This is a genomic window from Enterobacter sp. E20 (assembly GCF_000801755.2).
GTDB classification, from domain to species: Bacteria; Pseudomonadota; Gammaproteobacteria; order Enterobacterales; family Enterobacteriaceae; genus Enterobacter; species Enterobacter asburiae_B.
On record NZ_CP012999.1, the window covers coordinates 4482141 to 4499757 of the forward strand.

Annotated in this window: 13 protein-coding genes and 1 pseudogene; 8 read left to right on the forward strand and 6 right to left on the reverse strand. The window is 56.7% G+C overall.

Features of this window, described 5'->3' with window-relative positions; translation table 11 throughout:
• Positions 1 to 46: 46 nt before the first annotated feature.
• Both gorA and NI40_RS21010 read left to right on the forward strand, forming a co-directional pair.
• Positions 47 to 1399 (forward strand): glutathione-disulfide reductase, encoded by a 1353-nt coding sequence (gorA, locus tag NI40_RS21005; RefSeq protein ID WP_039263038.1) that lies wholly within the window; start codon positions 47 to 49, stop codon positions 1397 to 1399.
• 182 nt (positions 1400 to 1581) lie between these two features.
• Positions 1582 to 3231, forward strand: coding sequence for an alpha,alpha-trehalase (locus tag NI40_RS21010; protein ID WP_033146864.1), 1650 nt, complete (start codon positions 1582 to 1584; stop codon positions 3229 to 3231).
• Between the two features lie 127 nt (positions 3232 to 3358).
• Here NI40_RS21010 and NI40_RS21015 read toward each other — a convergent pair whose 3' ends face one another.
• Entirely contained in the window at positions 3359 to 4948 is a 1590-nt protein-coding gene (locus NI40_RS21015) for an STY4199 family HEPN domain-containing protein (protein ID WP_032662140.1), read from the reverse strand.
• 148 nt (positions 4949 to 5096) lie between these two features.
• Here NI40_RS21015 and NI40_RS21020 point away from each other — a divergent pair, with 148 nt between their 5' ends.
• Together NI40_RS21020 and NI40_RS24535 are read left to right on the forward strand one after the other, a co-directional pair.
• On the forward strand, positions 5097 to 5636 hold the full coding sequence (locus tag NI40_RS21020; protein WP_039263037.1) for a GNAT family N-acetyltransferase: 540 nt from the start codon (positions 5097 to 5099) through the stop codon (positions 5634 to 5636).
• Between the two features lie 71 nt (positions 5637 to 5707).
• Positions 5708 to 5806, forward strand: a pseudogene (locus NI40_RS24535) (lysozyme); the annotation flags it as partial.
• A gap of 97 nt (positions 5807 to 5903) precedes the next feature.
• Here the strand turns inward: NI40_RS24535 and NI40_RS21025 are convergent.
• The gene (locus tag NI40_RS21025) at positions 5904 to 6662 is read right to left on the reverse strand and encodes an SDR family NAD(P)-dependent oxidoreductase (protein WP_039263036.1); all 759 of its coding nucleotides are present in this window, start codon (positions 6660 to 6662) and stop codon (positions 5904 to 5906) included.
• Between the two features lie 119 nt (positions 6663 to 6781).
• On the opposite strand from NI40_RS21025, the gene NI40_RS21030 reads away from it, so the two are divergent.
• From NI40_RS21030 to NI40_RS21040, 3 genes are all read left to right on the forward strand, one after another.
• A complete protein-coding gene (locus NI40_RS21030) occupies positions 6782 to 7681 on the forward strand; it encodes a LysR family transcriptional regulator (protein WP_033146867.1) in 900 nt (299 codons plus the stop codon).
• A 52-nt stretch (positions 7682 to 7733) separates the two neighbouring features.
• Entirely contained in the window at positions 7734 to 8759 is a 1026-nt protein-coding gene (gene yhjD / locus NI40_RS21035) for an inner membrane protein YhjD (protein WP_039263097.1), read from the forward strand.
• A 260-nt stretch (positions 8760 to 9019) separates the two neighbouring features.
• Positions 9020 to 10342: an MFS transporter gene (locus NI40_RS21040; RefSeq protein WP_039263035.1), complete on the forward strand. Its 1323-nt coding sequence runs from the start codon at positions 9020 to 9022 to the stop codon at positions 10340 to 10342.
• A gap of 60 nt (positions 10343 to 10402) precedes the next feature.
• Here NI40_RS21040 and NI40_RS21045 read toward each other — a convergent pair whose 3' ends face one another.
• Both NI40_RS21045 and pdeH read right to left on the reverse strand, forming a co-directional pair.
• On the reverse strand, positions 10403 to 12445 hold the full coding sequence (locus NI40_RS21045) for an AsmA family protein (protein ID WP_039263034.1): 2043 nt from the start codon (positions 12443 to 12445) through the stop codon (positions 10403 to 10405).
• 65 nt (positions 12446 to 12510) lie between these two features.
• Positions 12511 to 13284, reverse strand: a complete 774-nt coding sequence (pdeH, locus tag NI40_RS21050) for a cyclic-guanylate-specific phosphodiesterase (RefSeq protein WP_039263033.1) — start codon at positions 13282 to 13284, stop codon at positions 12511 to 12513.
• A gap of 229 nt (positions 13285 to 13513) precedes the next feature.
• On the opposite strand from pdeH, the gene NI40_RS21055 reads away from it, so the two are divergent.
• Positions 13514 to 14443 (forward strand): sugar kinase, encoded by a 930-nt coding sequence (locus tag NI40_RS21055; RefSeq protein ID WP_039263032.1) that lies wholly within the window; start codon positions 13514 to 13516, stop codon positions 14441 to 14443.
• 63 nt (positions 14444 to 14506) lie between these two features.
• Here NI40_RS21055 and NI40_RS21060 read toward each other — a convergent pair whose 3' ends face one another.
• Positions 14507 to 16000 (reverse strand): M16 family metallopeptidase, encoded by a 1494-nt coding sequence (locus NI40_RS21060; RefSeq protein WP_039263031.1) that lies wholly within the window; start codon positions 15998 to 16000, stop codon positions 14507 to 14509.
• 227 nt (positions 16001 to 16227) lie between these two features.
• Entirely contained in the window at positions 16228 to 17514 is a 1287-nt protein-coding gene (locus tag NI40_RS21065) for a dicarboxylate/amino acid:cation symporter (RefSeq protein ID WP_023309587.1), read from the reverse strand.
• Positions 17515 to 17617 lie beyond the last annotated feature (103 nt).

Consider the following 17617-nt stretch of genomic DNA (forward strand, 5'->3'; position numbering starts at 1 on the left):
ATTTCAGGTATACAATCGCGGCAATTCACGATTAAGGACAAAAGCAATGACTAAGCATTATGACTACATCGCAATCGGCGGCGGCAGCGGCGGCATCGCCTCCATCAACCGTGCGGCCATGTACGGCCAGAAGTGCGCGCTGATTGAAGCCAAAGCGCTGGGCGGCACCTGCGTGAACGTGGGCTGTGTACCGAAGAAAGTGATGTGGCATGCGGCGCAGATCCGTGAAGCTATCCATATGTACGGCCCGGACTACGGCTTTGACACCACCATCAACCACTTCGACTGGGACAAACTGATCGCCAGCCGTACCGCCTACATCGACCGCATTCACACCTCGTACGACAACGTGCTGGGTAAAAATAACGTTGACGTTATCCACGGTTTCGCCCGCTTTGTGGACGCGAAAACGATCGAAGTGAACGGCGAGACGATCACCGCCGATCACATCCTGATCGCCACCGGTGGTCGTCCGAGCCACCCGAACATCCCGGGCGTGGAATACGGCATCGACTCCGACGGTTTCTTCGAACTGCCTGCCCTGCCAAAACGCGTTGCCGTTGTTGGCGCGGGATACATTGCGGTGGAACTGGCCGGCGTGATTAACGGCCTGGGCGCAGAAGCGCACCTGTTCGTACGTAAACACGCGCCGCTGCGCAGCTTTGACCCGCTGATTGTCGATACGCTGGTTGAAGTGATGAACGCCGAAGGCCCAACCCTGCACACCAACGCCGTGCCAAAAGCGGTGGTGAAAAACGCGGACGGTAGCCTGACGCTTGAGCTGGAAGATGGCCGCAGCCAGACCGTCGATTGCCTGATCTGGGCGATTGGCCGTGAACCGGCGAACGATAATTTCAACCTGGGCGTGACCGGCGTAAAAACCGACGAAAAAGGCTATATCGTCGTCGATAAATTCCAGAACACCAGCGTACCGGGCATTTATGCGGTCGGCGATAACACCGGCGCGGTTGAGCTGACGCCGGTCGCCGTTGCGGCGGGCCGTCGTCTCTCCGAGCGCCTGTTCAACAACAAGCCGGACGAGCATCTGGACTACAGCAACATCCCAACCGTGGTCTTCAGCCACCCGCCAATCGGCACCGTCGGCTTAACCGAGCCGCAGGCGCGCGAGCAGTACGGCGACGACCAGGTGAAAGTGTATAAATCGGCATTTACCGCGATGTACACCGCCGTCACCTCACACCGTCAGCCGTGCCGCATGAAGCTGGTCTGCGTGGGCCCGGAAGAGAAGATTGTCGGCATCCACGGCATCGGCTTCGGTATGGACGAGATCCTGCAGGGCTTCGCCGTGGCGCTGAAGATGGGCGCAACCAAGAAAGACTTCGACAACACCGTGGCCATCCACCCGACGGCCGCGGAAGAGTTTGTGACCATGCGTTAATCCTGATGCCCCTCTCCGGAGGGGCATTTTTTTTAACATTCATAAATCGTTGCAAAACGAATGCTCCGAAAATAGTGATCTACCGCACATATCCCTCCCCATCTACCGAAGCGAATGTCTACGCTTATAAGACGCCCGGATAAACCTGTCTTTTGAACACACAACCGGAGGTCCCTATCACCATGTTCAACCAGAAACTACAGGCTACCGAGAACATCGAGTTCGAGATTGCAGAAGAGCTGCGCTACGAGACCGATCCCTGCGAGTTGAAACTGGATGAAATGATTGAGGCGGAGCCGGAACCCGAAATGATCGAGGGGCTACCCGCCTCCGATGCGTTGACGCCCGCAGACCGCTATCTTGAACTGTTCGAGCATGTGCAGTCGACGCGGCTGTTTGCGGACAGTAAAACCTTCCCCGACTGCGCGCCGAAGATGGATCCGCTGGATATCCTGATCCGCTACCGCAAGGTCAGACGCCACCGGGATTTCGACCTGCGCCAGTTTGTGGAGAACCACTTCTGGATGCCAGAAACGTACGGCACAGAATATGTCTCCGACCCGGGACTCTCCCTGAAAGAGCACATTGATAACCTGTGGCCGGTGCTAACGCGCGAGCCGCAGGATCATATTCCCTGGTCTTCCCTGCTGGCCCTGCCGCAGGCCTATATCGTCCCCGGCGGGCGATTCAGCGAGACCTACTACTGGGATTCCTATTTCTCCATGCTGGGGCTGGCGGAGAGCGGCCGTAACGATCTGCTGAAGTGTATGGCGGACAACTTCGCCTGGCTGATTGAACGCTACGGGCATATCCCCAACGGCAATCGCACCTATTATCTCAGCCGCTCGCAGCCGCCGGTCTTTGCCCTGATGGTGGAGCTGTTCGAGGAGGACGGCGTGCGCGGTGCGAAACGCTATCTGGATCACCTCAAAATGGAGTACGCCTTCTGGATGGACGGCGCGGAGTCGCTGCTGCTTAACCAGGCTTACCGCAGCGCCGTGCGTATGCCGGACGGTTCACTGCTCAACCGCTACTGGGACGACCGTGATACCCCGCGCGACGAATCGTGGATCGAGGACGTTGAAACCGCCCGCCACTCGGGTCGTCCGCCCAATGAGGTATATCGCGACCTGCGCGCGGGGGCGGCGTCCGGCTGGGATTACTCGTCCCGCTGGCTGCGCGATCCGTCGCGGCTCGCCAGCATCCGCACGACGCAGTTTATCCCCATCGATCTGAACGCCTTCCTGTTCAAGCTGGAAAGCGCTATCGCCAACATCTCCGCGTCGAAAGGGGATAAAGAGACGGCAGAGGCGTTCCGCCAGAAAGCCAACGATCGCCGCGCGGCGGTGAACCGCTATCTGTGGGATGAGGAGAGCGGCTGCTACCGCGATTACGACTGGCGACGCGAAGAGCTGGCGCTGTTTTCTGCCGCCAGCATTGTGCCGCTGTATGTTGGAATGGCAACGCACGAGCAGGCAGAACGTTTGTCGGATGCGGTCAAGGCGCGTCTGCTGACGCCGGGCGGAATTCTGGCGACCGAGTACGAAACCGGCGAGCAGTGGGATAAACCCAACGGCTGGGCGCCGCTGCAGTGGATGGCGATTCAGGGGTTCAAGCAGTACGGCAACGACTCGCTGGGCGATGAGATCGCCTGGAGCTGGCTGCATACGGTGAACCATTTTTATAAGACGCATCACAAGCTGATTGAGAAGTACCACATCGCCAGCAGTACGCCGCGCGAAGGCGGCGGGGGTGAGTATCCGCTGCAGGACGGTTTCGGCTGGACGAACGGCGTGGTGCGGCGGCTGATTGGGTTGTATGGGGAGCCTTAAGCGGGGTGGGGTCAGGTGCCCTCACCCCTCACCCTAACCCTCTCCCCAGAGGGGAGAGGGGACTGCACGGTGCGCTCTTCATCTCCCTCGCCCCTATGGGGAGAGGGCTGGGGTGAGGGGAAAAATTTTAGCGAATCACCTCATAAATGGCAGTCTGAATGGACTGCCATTTTTTCGTGGTGGCATCCGGCTGCGACTGCGCGCGGCGTGTGGCCATGTCGAGATCGTGCTGCTGGCGTTTCACCACGGCAGGCACGGTGCAGAACGCTTTGAGATACTCTTTACGAACCGAGGTCAGAGACTCGCCGTTCGACATGGCGTGGCTGAGCGTGTTGATGAAGCGACGGCACGGCTTTTCTTCCACCATGTTCTGGCGGTAGCGTAACATCAGCTCCAGCACATCGTCATAGCCTGCCGACATCGCCTCTTCGGTCCAGGACAGCTTCCAGTCCATACCGCCCTGCAAAAATAGCAGGGTCACTCGGGTATCGTTGCGGTTAATGGCCGAGCGGAAATTATTCTCGTCCCAGGTGACCCCCATGCGCGTGAGCGTTTCGCGCGAAGAAGGCGTCTCGCGCATTTCCTGCGGAGGGGCCGCTTCAGCCGCGCTGGCGGTTGCAGGCTGCGGTTTGCTGCTGGTCACCAGCCAGAAGCCCCCCGCCACGATAGCAATCACCATGACGCCAACCGCCCCCCATAGCGCACCGGAAATGAGCTGCTCGCGTTGTTCAGGGGTACGCGGCGCGCGCTGGGTCGGCTTTTCAATAGTGTCACGGACTTCAAACAGATCCCCACCGGTGACCCGATCCATTTTCTGCGCCTTTTCCCAGAAGGTATGCAATTCGCTGGCATCTACCGCCATGAATCCGGCCGGATTGACGCGCGTTCTCCCCTCTTCAAACGCGCGCTGAACGGGCCGCGCGATCTGCGCGTAGTAGTTATCCAGCAGCTGGATTTGCGCCGAGCTTAGCGTTTTCTGAACGGTGATGCTGTTGCGGATTTGCCGAATGTCATCGAGGAAGGTTTGCAGCGTTTTGCGCGGTTCAACCAGCAGCGTCAGCATGGACGGGTCGCTGAACAGCGAAGCGTAATAGCGGCTGAACTCTTTTTTATCCACCAGCATCTGCGCCAGTTCACTGAACATCATGCCGCTGAGGACATCATTGATCTCGCCAAGCTTCAGCCAGCGCCGCACGCGGTCAGCGTTAAACAGGGTTTTAAGATGGTTGTTCAGCCGCACCTGATCGGGCCAGGCCTGCTGGATGAGCCCTTTAATCATCAGCTCAATCGCGCGCACCTGCTTGTGCGCCTGCTGCTGCTGGAGTTCGCTTCCCGGTGCCAGGTCGGTGCTGTAGGTCAACAGCGGCTGCTGCAGGCGAAGATGTTCCAGCGCGGTCACAAACCGCATCGCCGCAATAAGCTGGTTTTCACTCACATCCTGTCCGCTTTCATACTGCGGAACGCGCTGCTGCAGCAGGCGCAGCTGGAGCGTAAATTCCGACATCTCGGCATCATTGAGGTTGAGTTTTTTCGCAACGGCTCCCCAGCCGCCCAGAGCTAATCGCGCGCTGTCGAGTTGTTCCAGAAACCAGCGTGGATCTTTTCCCTCAGAAGCATGTACATTCAGAAGGAGTAAAATTTCCACCGACGCATGGCGAATGACCGCCAGACAGTGTTCAAACTGTTCGCGAATATGATGTGATGTGCTGAGAGTCATTGTTTTCCTTAAGCGACAACGAAGACATCCGGAATGGGCACGAAACGCCCTTTATTCTTTTTATTTATACGCGGTTAACCATACCTGACTTTCTGTTGAAATAAAGTGACAACACTAAAATGATTTAAAATGTTTCAGGAGAATCTGAATGCCGGTTTTAATTACCTCTCGCCTGACCTGTTCGCCCCTGCAGGAACAAGACTGGCCCTTTTTTCTGGCGCTACAGCAGCACCCGGACGTGATGCGCTTTGTGGCGGAAGACCGCCCCGTCGCGGCGATCCGCGAGGCGTTTGATTCGCGCCTGGCCCCATGGGCACCGGGCAGCGCGCACTGGCTTTGTCTCGTCGTGCGTGACATCGCCTCACAGGCCCCGCTGGGCGTTACCGGGTATATTCATCGGGAGGAAGACTGCGCCGAAGTGGGCTTCCTTTTCGCACCCGAGGCGCAGGGGAAAGGTTACGGCTTTGAATCCCTGAAAGCGCTTTGCGATTACGCTTTTGATCAGGGCGGTATACGGCGACTCACCGCCACCGTCACCGCGGGAAATGTTGCGTCAAGACGCCTGCTGGAAAAAGCCCGCTTTCGTCTGGAAGGTGAATTACGCGAGAGCTATTACCTTGCGGGGCGCTGGCAAAATGACTGGCTATTTGGTTTATTACAGCAGGAATACCTGAATAATAATTCCTGACCAACCGCTTTTTAGCAGATATTTCCCGGACGTCGTTTCCTCTTCAGTGTCGCTATTAAGAGGAAACGAATATCAAACGTCATTCGCTGAAAATATTTTCTGCCGCCATTGCGTTAATAAATAAACATCAGGGTCTTTCTCTGGAGAAATATCGTGATGAAAAGGGGTTATCGGCTATGGCTGCCTGCGTTCTTTATCACTGTCAGTATGCAGACACATCCATATTAAGGGTTTCCTTAAGAGGTTCCTTCCCCTTAAGCCCGTGCATCACAGGAACATACCACCTGATACTTCAATACGTTGCGCATTCATCCAGCCCAATTTATCGCTGAGCAGTGCCGCAATGGCATCGCCAATATCGTCCGGCAGCCCCACCCGTCCCAGCGCCGTCTGCGACGCCAGCAGCTGATTCAGCTCCGCGTTGTCGCGCACGCGTCCGCCGCCAAAGTCGGTTTCAATCGCGCCCGGCGCAATGATATTGACGGAAATTCCGCGCGCGCCCAGCTCTTTCGCCTGATAACGCGTCAGCACTTCCATCGCTCCCTTCATGGCCGCGTAGGTCCCAGAGCCCGGCTGGGTAAAACGGGCCAGCCCGCTGGAGACGTTGAGGATACGTCCCCCGTCGTTAAGCAGCGGCAGCAGGCGCTGGGTCAGGAAGAAAGGTCCTTTGAAATGAATGTTCAGCGCTTCATCAAACTGGGCTTCCGTCGTGTCGGCATAGGGCGCATATAAACCCGTTCCGGCATTGTTCAATAAATAGTCAAAGGTTTCGCGCTGCCAGACGGTCTTGAGGGTTTCCTGAAGCTGTCGGGCAAAATGTTCAAAACTCGTGATATCCCCGACGTTGAGCTGTAATGCCGCTGCGTTGACGCCTTTTTGCTGAATTTCATGCACAACATCCAGCGCTTCCTGCTGGCTACGGTTGTATGTCAGGACAATTCCCGTTCCGTCTGCCGCCAGCTTTAACGCAGCGTTTTTACCCAGACCACGGCTACCACCCGTCACTAATGCGATACGTTCACTCATCATAAACCTCGTTTTGGCTGTTAAGGAGATTGAGAAAGAGCTTATTAGGTGATAGAAAATCAATAAAGATGGGTTAAAACGCTTCACTGTTTCAGCAGAAACAACAATGAACTTCCTCTATGGATAAAATTCACGCAATGCAGTTGTTCGTCCGCGTCGCGGAACTGGAAAGTTTTTCCCGCGCGGCCGAAACATTAACCCTGCCGAAAGGCAGCGTCTCGCGGCAAATTCAGGCCCTGGAAAACCGGCTTGGCACCCAGCTATTGCACCGCACCACGCGCCGCGTCAGCCTGACGCAGGACGGCATGGTCTATTACGAACGGGCAAAAGATCTGCTGGCAAACCTTGATGAACTCGACGGTATGTTTCAGCACGATCCCTCCAGCATCAGCGGTCGGCTCCGCGTGGATATGCCCGTCGGCGTTGCTCGAAATTTAGTCATCCCCAAACTGCCTGCTTTTCTGCAGCACTATCCGGGCATTGAACTCGAGCTCAGCAGCAGCGATCGTCTGGTGGATGTGATCCGCGAAGGGTTTGATTGCGTGGTGCGCGTCGGCACATTGAAGGATTCAGGGCTGATTGCCCGTCCGCTGGGCAAGCTGTCGGTGATTAACTGCGCCAGCCCGGATTATCTGGCGCGATTTGGCTACCCGGAAACCCTGGACGATTTAGGCTCGCACGCCGTGATCCACTACGCCGCAATGCTGGGAACCCGCCCGCAGGGCTTTGAGTTTTATAATGGCAGTACGACGCAGTGGATAAAAACGGGCGGGGTGTTAACCGTTAACAGCACGGAAACTTACCAGGCTGCCTGTCTCGCCGGGCTGGGCATTATTCAGGTTCCGCGGGTTGGGGTGCGCGATTTACTGCGCGCGAAGAAACTGATTGAGATCCTCCCGCAATACCGGGCCGAAGCGATGCCTGTCTCCCTGATTTACCCTCACCGCCGCAACCTCTCCCGCCGGGTCCATCTGTTCATGGAGTGGCTTACCGAACTCACAAAAGCTTACGTGGACTAGCCGCAAGCTATAATTCAAAAACACATCCAGCTCAACGAAAAGGAAAATGCGCGTGACGCCGGAAAACAATCCGCAACGACCGACTCAACATTTAGAGTATGACCCCATCAAAAAGATGGAAACCGAGCCTGAAGCGCCCGCAACGCCGGGAACAGCCAGCAAAGCGCTGGGTACGGTTACCAGCATGGCAGAAAAGATCCAGCAGCTTCCCATGATTGCGCACCTGATACGCGCCACAGAACGGTTTAATGACCGCATGGGGAACCAGTTTGGTGCCGCCATCACCTATTTTTCCTTTCTGTCGATGATTCCCATCCTGATGGTGTCGTTTGCGGCAGCCGGTTTTGTGCTCGCGTCGCACCCGACGCTGCTGCAGGATATCTTCAGTAAGATCCTGAATAACGTCAGTGACCCAACCCTTGCCAGCACGCTCAAGAGCACCATCAATACCGCCGTTCAGCAGCGTACCACCGTCGGCATCGTCGGTTTGCTGATTGCCCTTTACTCCGGCGTTAACTGGATGGGCAACCTGCGCGAGGCCATCCGCGCCCAGTCGCGCGACGTCTGGGAGCGTAAGCCGCAGGACCAGGAGAAAATCTGGGTGAAGTATCTCCGCGATTTTGTTTCGCTGATTGGCCTGCTCGTCGCGCTCATCGTGACGCTTTCCATTACCTCCGTGGCGGGCTCGGCGCAGCAGATGATCATCTCCGCGCTGTATCTTGATTACATCGAATGGCTCAAGCCCGCCTGGCGCGGCATTGGGCTGGCCATTTCCATCTTCGCCAACTACCTGCTGTTCTTCTGGATCTTCTGGCGCTTGCCCCGCCATCGTCCGCGCAAGAAGGCGCTGATCCGCGGCACGTTGATTGCGGCGATCGGCTTTGAGGTGATCAAAATCGTGATGACCTACACGCTGCCGTCGCTGGTGAAATCTCCTTCCGGCGCGGCGTTTGGCTCGGTGCTGGGACTGATGGCCTTCTTCTACTTTTTCGCGCGCCTGACCCTGTTCTGCGCGGCATGGATTGCCACCGCCGAGTACAAAGGCGACACGCGAATGCCCGGTAAAACGCACCGCTAGCCCCGCTCTCGGGCTGAAATTTCAGCCCGATTCATCATTTCAGCATATAAATCCAGTTCGTAACTTTTATTTAACTGAAAACCAGTTTAATTGACTGATATTTAAAATCTGTGAAGCATTTCATAGACGTGTTTTCGCTGGCCTGAAAATTATCCGCTTTTTGTTGCTTTTATCACCAGTGCGCGGCTTTGTTACAGATTGAAATGTCGCTTTTGCTGTGCGTAATATGGCCTTTCGTTCGACAAAAATAAGAAAATATTATGCAAGCAACAGCCACCACACTCGACTCAGGAACGGAAAACGTTCCGGTAAACTCGCGCAATAAAGTTGTCGTCGCCTCGCTGATTGGCACCGCCATTGAGTTCTTCGACTTTTATATTTATGCCACCGCCGCGGTCATCGTCTTCCCGCATATTTTCTTCCCGCAGGGCGATCCGACGGCGGCCACGCTGCAGTCTCTGGCGACCTTTGCCATCGCGTTTGTTGCGCGTCCGATTGGCTCTGCGCTGTTTGGACACTTTGGCGATCGCATTGGCCGCAAAGTCACCCTGGTGGCCTCGCTGCTGACGATGGGCATCTCTACCGTGGCCATCGGTCTGCTGCCGACCTATGAAACCATCGGCATTCTGGCGCCGGTCCTGCTGGCGCTGGCGCGTTTCGGTCAGGGTCTGGGGCTGGGCGGTGAATGGGGCGGCGCGGCGCTGCTGGCCACCGAGAACGCCCCGGCGCGCAAGCGCGCGCTGTACGGTTCATTCCCGCAGCTGGGCGCGCCGATTGGCTTCTTCTTTGCCAACGGGACGTTCCTGCTGCTCTCCTGGCTGCTGACGGATGAACAGTTCATGAGCTGGGGCTGGCGTCTCCCGTTTATCTTCTCAGCCGTGCTGGTGCTGATTGGCCTGTATGTGCGTGTTTCGCTGCATGAGACTCCTGTTTTTGCGAAAGTGGCCGCGGCGAACAAGCAGGTGAAAGTGCCGCTGGGTACGCTGCTGACCAAACACGTCCGCGTGACCGTGCTGGGTACGTTCATCATGCTGGCAACCTATACGCTGTTCTACATCATGACCGTCTACTCCATGACGTTCAGTACCGCCGCCGTGCCGGTTGGCCTGGGCCTGCCGCGTAACGAAGTGCTATGGATGCTGATGATGGCGGTGATCGGGTTTGGCGTGATGGTACCGATTGCGGGCCTGCTGGCGGACAAATTCGGTCGTCGTGCGAGCATGATTACGATCACCACGCTGATTATTCTGTTCGCGCTGTTCGTCTTCCCACCGCTGCTGGGTTCAGGTAGCCCGGCGCTGGTGATGACCTATCTGCTGATTGGCCTGAGCCTGATGGGGCTGACCTTCGGCCCGATGGGCGCGCTGCTGCCTGAGCTGTTCCCGACGGAAGTGCGTTATACCGGCGCGTCGTTCTCCTACAACGTTGCCTCTATTCTGGGCGCGTCCGTTGCGCCGTATATCGCCACCTGGCTGCAGGCGAACTATGGTCTGTTCTATGTGGGGGTCTATCTGGCGGCCATGGCGGCGCTGACGCTGATTGCGCTGCTGCTGACGCACGAGACGAAGCACCAGGCTCTGTAATTCACTGCAGCCTGATGCCCTCATCCCGGCCCTCTCCCATAGGGAGAGGGAGAAAGAGAGCTACTTCTTCATCTGCGACAAAATAGTCCGGCACTGATTGGCCTCGCCTTCTGACGGCGAAATCAACGCCAGCAGCGCTGCGGCCGGGGTGACCAGGGTCGCCAGAGCCGCAGCCACCGCACCGCGCGCAATCAGCGGTCCGGGCTTCACGCCCGCCTGCGGGTTTTTGAAGGTCCCGCGCACGTAAAGCGGCGAGCGCAGAGTGATGATGCGGATCCCCTTACTTTCCGGGTCAATCGTCAAATCAAGCTGCTCCGAGGCCATGCTGGCGGTCCCGGTCACGTTAATCACCGCGTTTTCCGTGTCGAAGGCAAATATCTGCGGACGCGCCACGCCGTTAACCAGATCCAGATTTGCCGCCGCGCAGTTCACCCGCACCTCGTCATCACCAAAAATTTGCCCGATGACGTAGTTACCGACGTTCAGCCCCAGGATCTCCATCAGGTTGCGGCTCACCAGCCCGTCGTTCATCAGCAGCTTCAGGTTACCATTGCCGCTGCCCAGCAGCGCCGCCACCGAGTTCCCCACGCCGCGAATGTCGGCATCACCGTTCATTTCACCGAGGGTTTTCTGCATCAGCTCTACGTTCGGCATCAGCTCTTTAAGCTTCAATCGACGCGCCTGGATCTCCGCCCGTCCCTGCATCGGCTTCTTATCGCCTTCCAGATGAATGTTCGAAGAAATCGTCCCGCCCGCCATGCCGAACTTCAGCGGCTGCAGGCGCAGGTCGGCGTTTTTGAGGAGGATATGGGTCGAAAGATTGCTGATCGGCAGCGTACTGCCATGTTCAATTTTTCCGCCTTTGAAGCGCACATCCGCATCCATCACGTCCCATTTGTCGGTTTCGAAGCGATCGTATGGCAGCACTTTGCCGGCAGGCTGAACATCCTTTTTGACCTCTTTCGACCTGGTCCCTTTACCCGAGTCCACACCAATCAGCGGACCAAGATCGGCCAGACGCAGCTGACGGGACTCAACATCCCCTTCCAGTTTCGGGCGCGGTTTTCCGGTGGTGTAGGTCAGCGTGCCGTGGATGTCGCTGTCGCCGATACGGCCGTTGAAGTCCCGGTAGTCAAAAACGGACGATTTTTCGGTATCGATTTTGGCGACCAGATGCCCGTCCGTTTCGAACGGCGGGGTATCCGGCAGCAGTACGCCGGTCAGTTCATACAGCTCGCCCAGCGAATCGCCGGCAAATTTGAGCTGAAGGTCGACGCCCCCCATATTCATCGGGTCGTTGACCGTGCCCACGAACGCCACGCGGGTGTTACCGGAACGGAAGTCCGCCTGCACCGGGAACGGCGTGCCTTCGCTCCGCAGCGCCAGCATGCCGCCTATTTTCCCTTTACCGCTGAGAGGCCGATCGTTGTAGCGCCCTTTTGCCGTCAGGCCGAAGACATAGTCACCCACGCTTGCCGCGTCGCCTTTTGCTTTCGTGCCCGTGACCTCGCTAAACGGCAGCGGTTTGCCCAGCGGATCGACGAGGATCTCCACGTCCGCCTTGCTGACCTTATCGTCGATGGCGATCCGCCCGCGATCGAAAAGAATATTGTCGAGACGGAACGACCAGGAGGAAGGCCGGGCATTTGGATCTTTTTCGCTGTCGCTGGCAAGGTTAAACGTCCAGTTGTTGTTTTTTTCTGAAAGTCGGATCAGGCGCGCATCGGGCTGCTGAAGTTTGATCCACGGCAGATAGACCGTTTTGGTGAGGAGCGCCAGCGGAGCCAGCGTGGCTTCAATGCGCGGCAGGTGGATCATGGTGACGTCCGGAATATCCGGCGGGTTGCCGAGAATGATGTCGTCGGCATGGACGTGAGGCCAGGGGATCCAGCTGCGCCAGCCGGGCTCCTCTTTCTGACGCTCCCATACCACCCCTAAATCGCCGCGTATGGCGAAGGGGCGGTTCAGTTCGGTTGAGACTTTCTGGTTGATGGTCGGCTTGAGACGGTTCCAGTCAAACGTCGCAATAATGATGGCGACGACCACGATCAACAACAAGAAAATCCCTGCTGTCCAGGAGATTACCCTGGTTGTTCTCGTCATTTTTATCCCCTTTCCTGATGACCTGTCCTGTAAAACTATAGTCCAGACAAAGGGAAGCGGGCTTATCAGAGGGTCGTTATCACGCTATCGAGGCGATCCATGGGTACCGGGCGGGAGAGATAATAGCCTTGCGCCGCCGCTGCGGGAGAGTTTTGCACATCGCGCCACTCTTCCAGTGTTTCCACACCTTCAACAATCACGCCCTGGCAATAGCGGTTCATCAGCTGTAATAACAGCGTAAACAGATTCCGCCCTTCCGGGGTCTGACGCAGCATAATGAACAGGTCGCGGGCCACTTTGATGTAGTCGTAGCGTACTTCACTCAGGGCGGAGAAGTTCGCCATGCCGGTGCCAAAGTCATCCAGCCACAGCGGGCCGTATTCGCATATCGACGCAAACGAGGAGTCCTGCGGCAGACGGACATGCTCCACCAGCTCAAAGCGCATCCACGGCAGGGTGGCGATCAGCTCCTGCAATTTTGCGTTCTGGCGCAGCGCCAGCAGGGTTGGACCATCGACGTTCACCGAGGCGAGGATATCGTGCCGTTCGAAAAAGGACTGCTTCGTCGCCAGCATACGAAGCTGTTCTTCCAGCACGTCCAGACGCTGGCGAACGGCAACTTCGGCAAAATAGCGATCCGGCGCGATGCGCTGAGTAGGGTTTGAGGGATGCGTAACGACGGTCAAAATTTCAATTGCCATCAGTCGACCATCTGTTCGGTAGATCGGCTGATAGGTGTACGCACGCTCACATTGCAGCCAGTAGCGATGCTCCTGCAAGTTCTCAATACTTGCCTCAGGCGTAGTGCTCAGCCGCTGGATAACCTGCTCTGACTTCATTTCAGATGTCCTGTTGTTGGGATAGCCTTTCTGGACTCGTCACAGGATTATCGGCGCGACAATTGAGAACTTTATGTTCAATTCACCGGGAAAATGAAATTAAGATGACAGAAATGCGCGGGAACACGCGCTGGCTCAAATAAAATAATGGAACGTTGTTTTAATATAGTTGACCGGTTAATTCACTCAGCGCACACTGCTGATAATTCTTCTGTTCAGGTTCACGACTATGTCCAAAAAAATTGCCGTGATTGGCGAATGCATGATTGAGCTATCACAAAAAGGCGCGGAAGTCAGCCGCGGATTTGGTGGCGATACGTTAAACACGTCCGTTTATATTGCCCGTCAGGTCGCGCCTGAGGCGCTCACCGTGAACTACGTGACCGCCCTGGGTACGGACAGCTTCAGCCAGCAAATGCTGGAGGCCTGGCAGAGTGAACATGTCGAAACGTCGCTGATTCAACGTATGGAGAACCGCCTCCCGGGGCTTTATTACATCGAAACCGACAGCACCGGCGAACGCACGTTTTATTACTGGCGTAACGAAGCCGCGGCCAAATTCTGGCTGGAGAGCGACGCGGCCGCGGCCATCTGCGAAGAGCTGGCGACCTTTGACTACCTCTATCTGAGCGGGATTAGCCTGGCGATCCTGAGCCCTACCAGCCGTGAAAAGCTGCTCTCGCTGCTGCGCGAATGCCGTGCAAACGGCGGTAAGGTTATTTTCGATAACAACTACCGCCCGCGCCTGTGGGCCAGCCGCGAAGAGACGCAGCAGGTCTATCAGCAGATGCTGCAGTGCACCGACATCGCCTTCCTGACACTCGACGATGAAGACGCTCTGTGGGGTGAGAAACCGGTAGAGGACGTGATTGCACGCACGCAGGCGGCTGGCGTGAGCGAAGTGGTGATTAAGCGCGGGGCGGATTCGTGCCTGGTCGCGGTGGTGGGCGAAGCGCTGGTTAATGTTCCGGCGGTGAAGCTTGCCAAAGAGAAAGTGATTGATACCACGGCGGCCGGTGATTCATTCAGCGCGGGCTATCTGGCGGTACGTCTGACGGGTGGAACGCCGGAAGCGGCGGCACAGCGTGGTCACCTGACGGCCAGCACGGTGATTCAGTATCGCGGGGCGATTATTCCGCGTGAGGCGATGCCTATTTAAGGAGGGTGCGGGCTGATGCCCTCACCCTAACCCTCTCCCACAGGGAGAGGGAATGTTTAAGCATTACTGCCCCTGCGGAATATCCGTCGCGTCCGGATGTAAATCATCCGCCGTGGCGGCCTGCGCTGGCTGCGGCGCGGTAGCCATAATGGAATCCCAGGTCTTCTGAAGTTCCTTCATGTCATATTCCGGCTCGCCCTTCGGTTGCAGGAGGATCAACGCCATCTCCTGCGACAGCTGCTGACGGAGGTCCTGATTGAGCATCTCGACGGTCAGACCGTTCAGGAAGTCCTGACGCAGTTTCTGGTACTGTTCCGGCGCAATGTCCACCACCTGATTCTGCAGGGAGCGAATACGCTGGCTGATCAGAATGTCGGTATCGGCGCGAGCGTAGGTCGCAAACAGCTTCTGCAGCTCAAGTTTTTTCTGCGCCACGAGAGCGTTGAATTCCTCTTCGGAAAGCCCCTCTTTACGCACTTTTGCCAGCTCTTTCGCGACCACGCCCAGATTGGCATTCAGCTTATCGCCCGGCGACTCAACGTTGATGGCACACTGCGCACGCTGGAACAGCACGCGGCAGTCAAAGCCAAGACCGATATTCTTCACGTTGTTCTTGCTCAGCGTCTGCTGAACGTGCCAGAACAGCGCTTCACGCGCCAGATCGGCACGCCAGTAGCGCAGCATCGCCGCGGACTCGCGGATTGGCTGCCAGGCGTTATCCCACATGACGGAGAGGCGATCCTGACGCACGGCGTCCGTCATAATGCTGACAGGCTCTGGACGCAGCGGAGAGAGCGTCGGGACAGGGGCTGGCGTTTCACGCTTGCCTTTCAAATCACCAAACGCTTTGTTGATCTGCTCCACCACCGCGCGGCTGTCCACGTTACCCACCACGATCAGCGTCATCGCGTCCGGGGTATACCACTTCTGGTAGAACGATTTTACCTGTTCGGCGTCCACCGGCTGTTTCAGCGGTTCGGCCGGGTCATGTCCCAGCAGCGTCGAGCCCTTCAGGCGGTAACGCCACCAGCCCTCTTTGGTATCCCCGGGCCAGGTCGCCACCATGTCGCTGTTGCTCAGCGCATAGTTGACGGTGTCCGGCGTAATCGCCAGATTGCCAGAGGCATCGGAGAGATACGTAAGCGCTTCTTTAAGGAGGTCGTTACGGTTATTAGGCAGGCTCAGGTTAAACATGGTGTAGTCATACGAGACCACAGCCGGAGGGAGCGGGCGTTTCGGATCGATGGCCTGCTGCCAAAGCGAACGCACCTGAACCGCTTGCAGGCTGCCGCTCTGCGTGAGCGCCAGCCGGGGAATAAAATGGCTAAAACCGGTTTGCTGAGTGCTTTCCGCGAGGGAACCGGTATTAATGGACAGACGGATTTCTACACGGTCACTGGGACGTTGCGGAGTGGCTAAAACCTGCCACTGAAAACCGTTCGCTAATGTCCCTTGTTGCCAGGCCGGGTCTGGCTGGAGCGCATCTGCCTGCACATAACTGGCTGCTGCCATCATCAGCAAACCGCCGGTTAAGAGTCGAATTTTTGTGCCCTGCATGTGAACCCCTGATCAACATTCCTGGTTAAAAAAGAGTGTTTCGCGACGCGCTTCACTCTTAAAGATGACGATGAAAACACGTCGATTAGACCGCGCGTTCGGCAAAACGTCACGGTCAGAAGTGAAATATACCCAAAAAAAATCTTGTCGAATTATGACAGGTACGAACAGTTATTATGCGCAGGAGCCCGCATCCCGACAAGGGAATACGGGCATTTGTGACAAGATTAAGAGGTTAAGCCAGGATTTTTGCTGTCAGTTGAACGGTTATTCAGAGTATCGTCGAGCTTTTTGTGATCCAGCTCTTTCACCCATTTCGCCACCACCACCGTTGCCACGCCGTTACCCACCAGGTTGGTTAACGCACGCGCCTCTGACATGAAGCGGTCGATACCGAGAATCAACGCCAGACCCGCCACCGGCAGGTGGCCCACAGCGGAAATGGTAGCAGCCAGCACGATAAAGCCACTGCCCGTCACGCCTGCCGCGCCTTTAGAGGAGAGCAGGAGCACCACCAGCAGGGTAATCTGATGGAAAATATCCATATGGCTGTTGGTCGCCTGAGCGATAAACACGGCCGCCATCGTCAGGTATATCGAGGTGCCGTCAAGGTTGAAGGAGTAGCCCGTCGGGATCACCAGCCCGACCACCGATTTACGGCACCCCAGCTTTTCCATCTTGTCGAGCATACGCGGCAGCGCGGATTCTGAAGAGGAGGTCCCCAGAACGATCAGCAGCTCTTCGCGGATGTAACGGATAAATTTGAAGATGTTGAAACCCGTCGCGCGGGCGATGGAGCCCAGCACCACGACCACGAAAAGGATACAGGTGATATAGAAGCAGATAATCAGCTGACCCAGCTGCACCAGCGTACCGACGCCATATTTACCGATGGTGAAGGCCATCGCGCCGAAAGCACCGATCGGCGCCAGGCGCATGATCATATTGATGATGCCGAAAATCACCTGGGAGAAGCTTTCGATCACATTAAAGATAAGCTGGCCTTTGCTGCCCAGACGGTGCAGAGCAAAGCCAAACATCACGGCGAACAGCAGAACCTGCAGGATGTTTCCGCTGGCGAACGCGCCAATGACGCTGCCCGGTATCACGTCCAGCAGGAAGGCCACCACGCCCTGATCCTTCGCCTGCTCGGCATACACCGCGACCGCTTTGGCATCCAGCGTTGACGGGTCTACGTTCATCCCCGCGCCCGGCTGCACCACGTTGACGATGATCAGACCGATAATCAGCGCAAGGGTACTGACCACTTCAAAATAGAGAAGCGCCACTGCACCGGTACGACCGACCGCCTTCATGCTTTCCATGCCAGCGATGCCCGTCACGACGGTACAGAAGATCACCGGAGCGATGACCATTTTGATGAGCTTAACGAACGCGTCGCCAAGCGGTTTCATTTGCGCGCCCAGCTCAGGGTAATAGTGACCCAGCAGAATACCGATGGCGATGGCTGTCAGGACCTGGAAATAAAGACTTTTGAAGAGTGAGGTTTTCATAAGGTGTCCTTGGGAAGAAAAACCACAGGCTTTGTAAGGTTATGGTTAACCTGCGGCTTTAAAATAACACCCACATAACAGGACAGAAATAAACTCAGTTCAA

What these genes read in the sequence shown, in the direction of transcription:
- gorA (WP_039263038.1), top strand. Translation starts at nt 47, where the DNA reads ATGACTAAGCATTATGACTACATCGCAATCGGCGGCGGCAGCGGCGGC.
- NI40_RS21010 (WP_033146864.1), top strand. Translation starts at nt 1,582, where the DNA reads ATGTTCAACCAGAAACTACAGGCTACCGAGAACATCGAGTTCGAGATT.
- NI40_RS21015 (WP_032662140.1), bottom strand. Translation starts at nt 4,948, where the DNA reads ATGACTCTCAGCACATCACATCATATTCGCGAACAGTTTGAACACTGT.
- NI40_RS21020 (WP_039263037.1), top strand. Translation starts at nt 5,097, where the DNA reads ATGCCGGTTTTAATTACCTCTCGCCTGACCTGTTCGCCCCTGCAGGAA.
- NI40_RS21025 (WP_039263036.1), bottom strand. Translation starts at nt 6,662, where the DNA reads ATGAGTGAACGTATCGCATTAGTGACGGGTGGTAGCCGTGGTCTGGGT.
- NI40_RS21030 (WP_033146867.1), top strand. Translation starts at nt 6,782, where the DNA reads ATGGATAAAATTCACGCAATGCAGTTGTTCGTCCGCGTCGCGGAACTG.
- NI40_RS21040 (WP_039263035.1), top strand. Translation starts at nt 9,020, where the DNA reads ATGCAAGCAACAGCCACCACACTCGACTCAGGAACGGAAAACGTTCCG.
- NI40_RS21045 (WP_039263034.1), bottom strand. Translation starts at nt 12,445, where the DNA reads ATGACGAGAACAACCAGGGTAATCTCCTGGACAGCAGGGATTTTCTTG.
- pdeH (WP_039263033.1), bottom strand. Translation starts at nt 13,284, where the DNA reads ATGAAGTCAGAGCAGGTTATCCAGCGGCTGAGCACTACGCCTGAGGCA.
- NI40_RS21055 (WP_039263032.1), top strand. Translation starts at nt 13,514, where the DNA reads ATGTCCAAAAAAATTGCCGTGATTGGCGAATGCATGATTGAGCTATCA.
- NI40_RS21060 (WP_039263031.1), bottom strand. Translation starts at nt 16,000, where the DNA reads ATGCAGGGCACAAAAATTCGACTCTTAACCGGCGGTTTGCTGATGATG.
- NI40_RS21065 (WP_023309587.1), bottom strand. Translation starts at nt 17,514, where the DNA reads ATGAAAACCTCACTCTTCAAAAGTCTTTATTTCCAGGTCCTGACAGCC.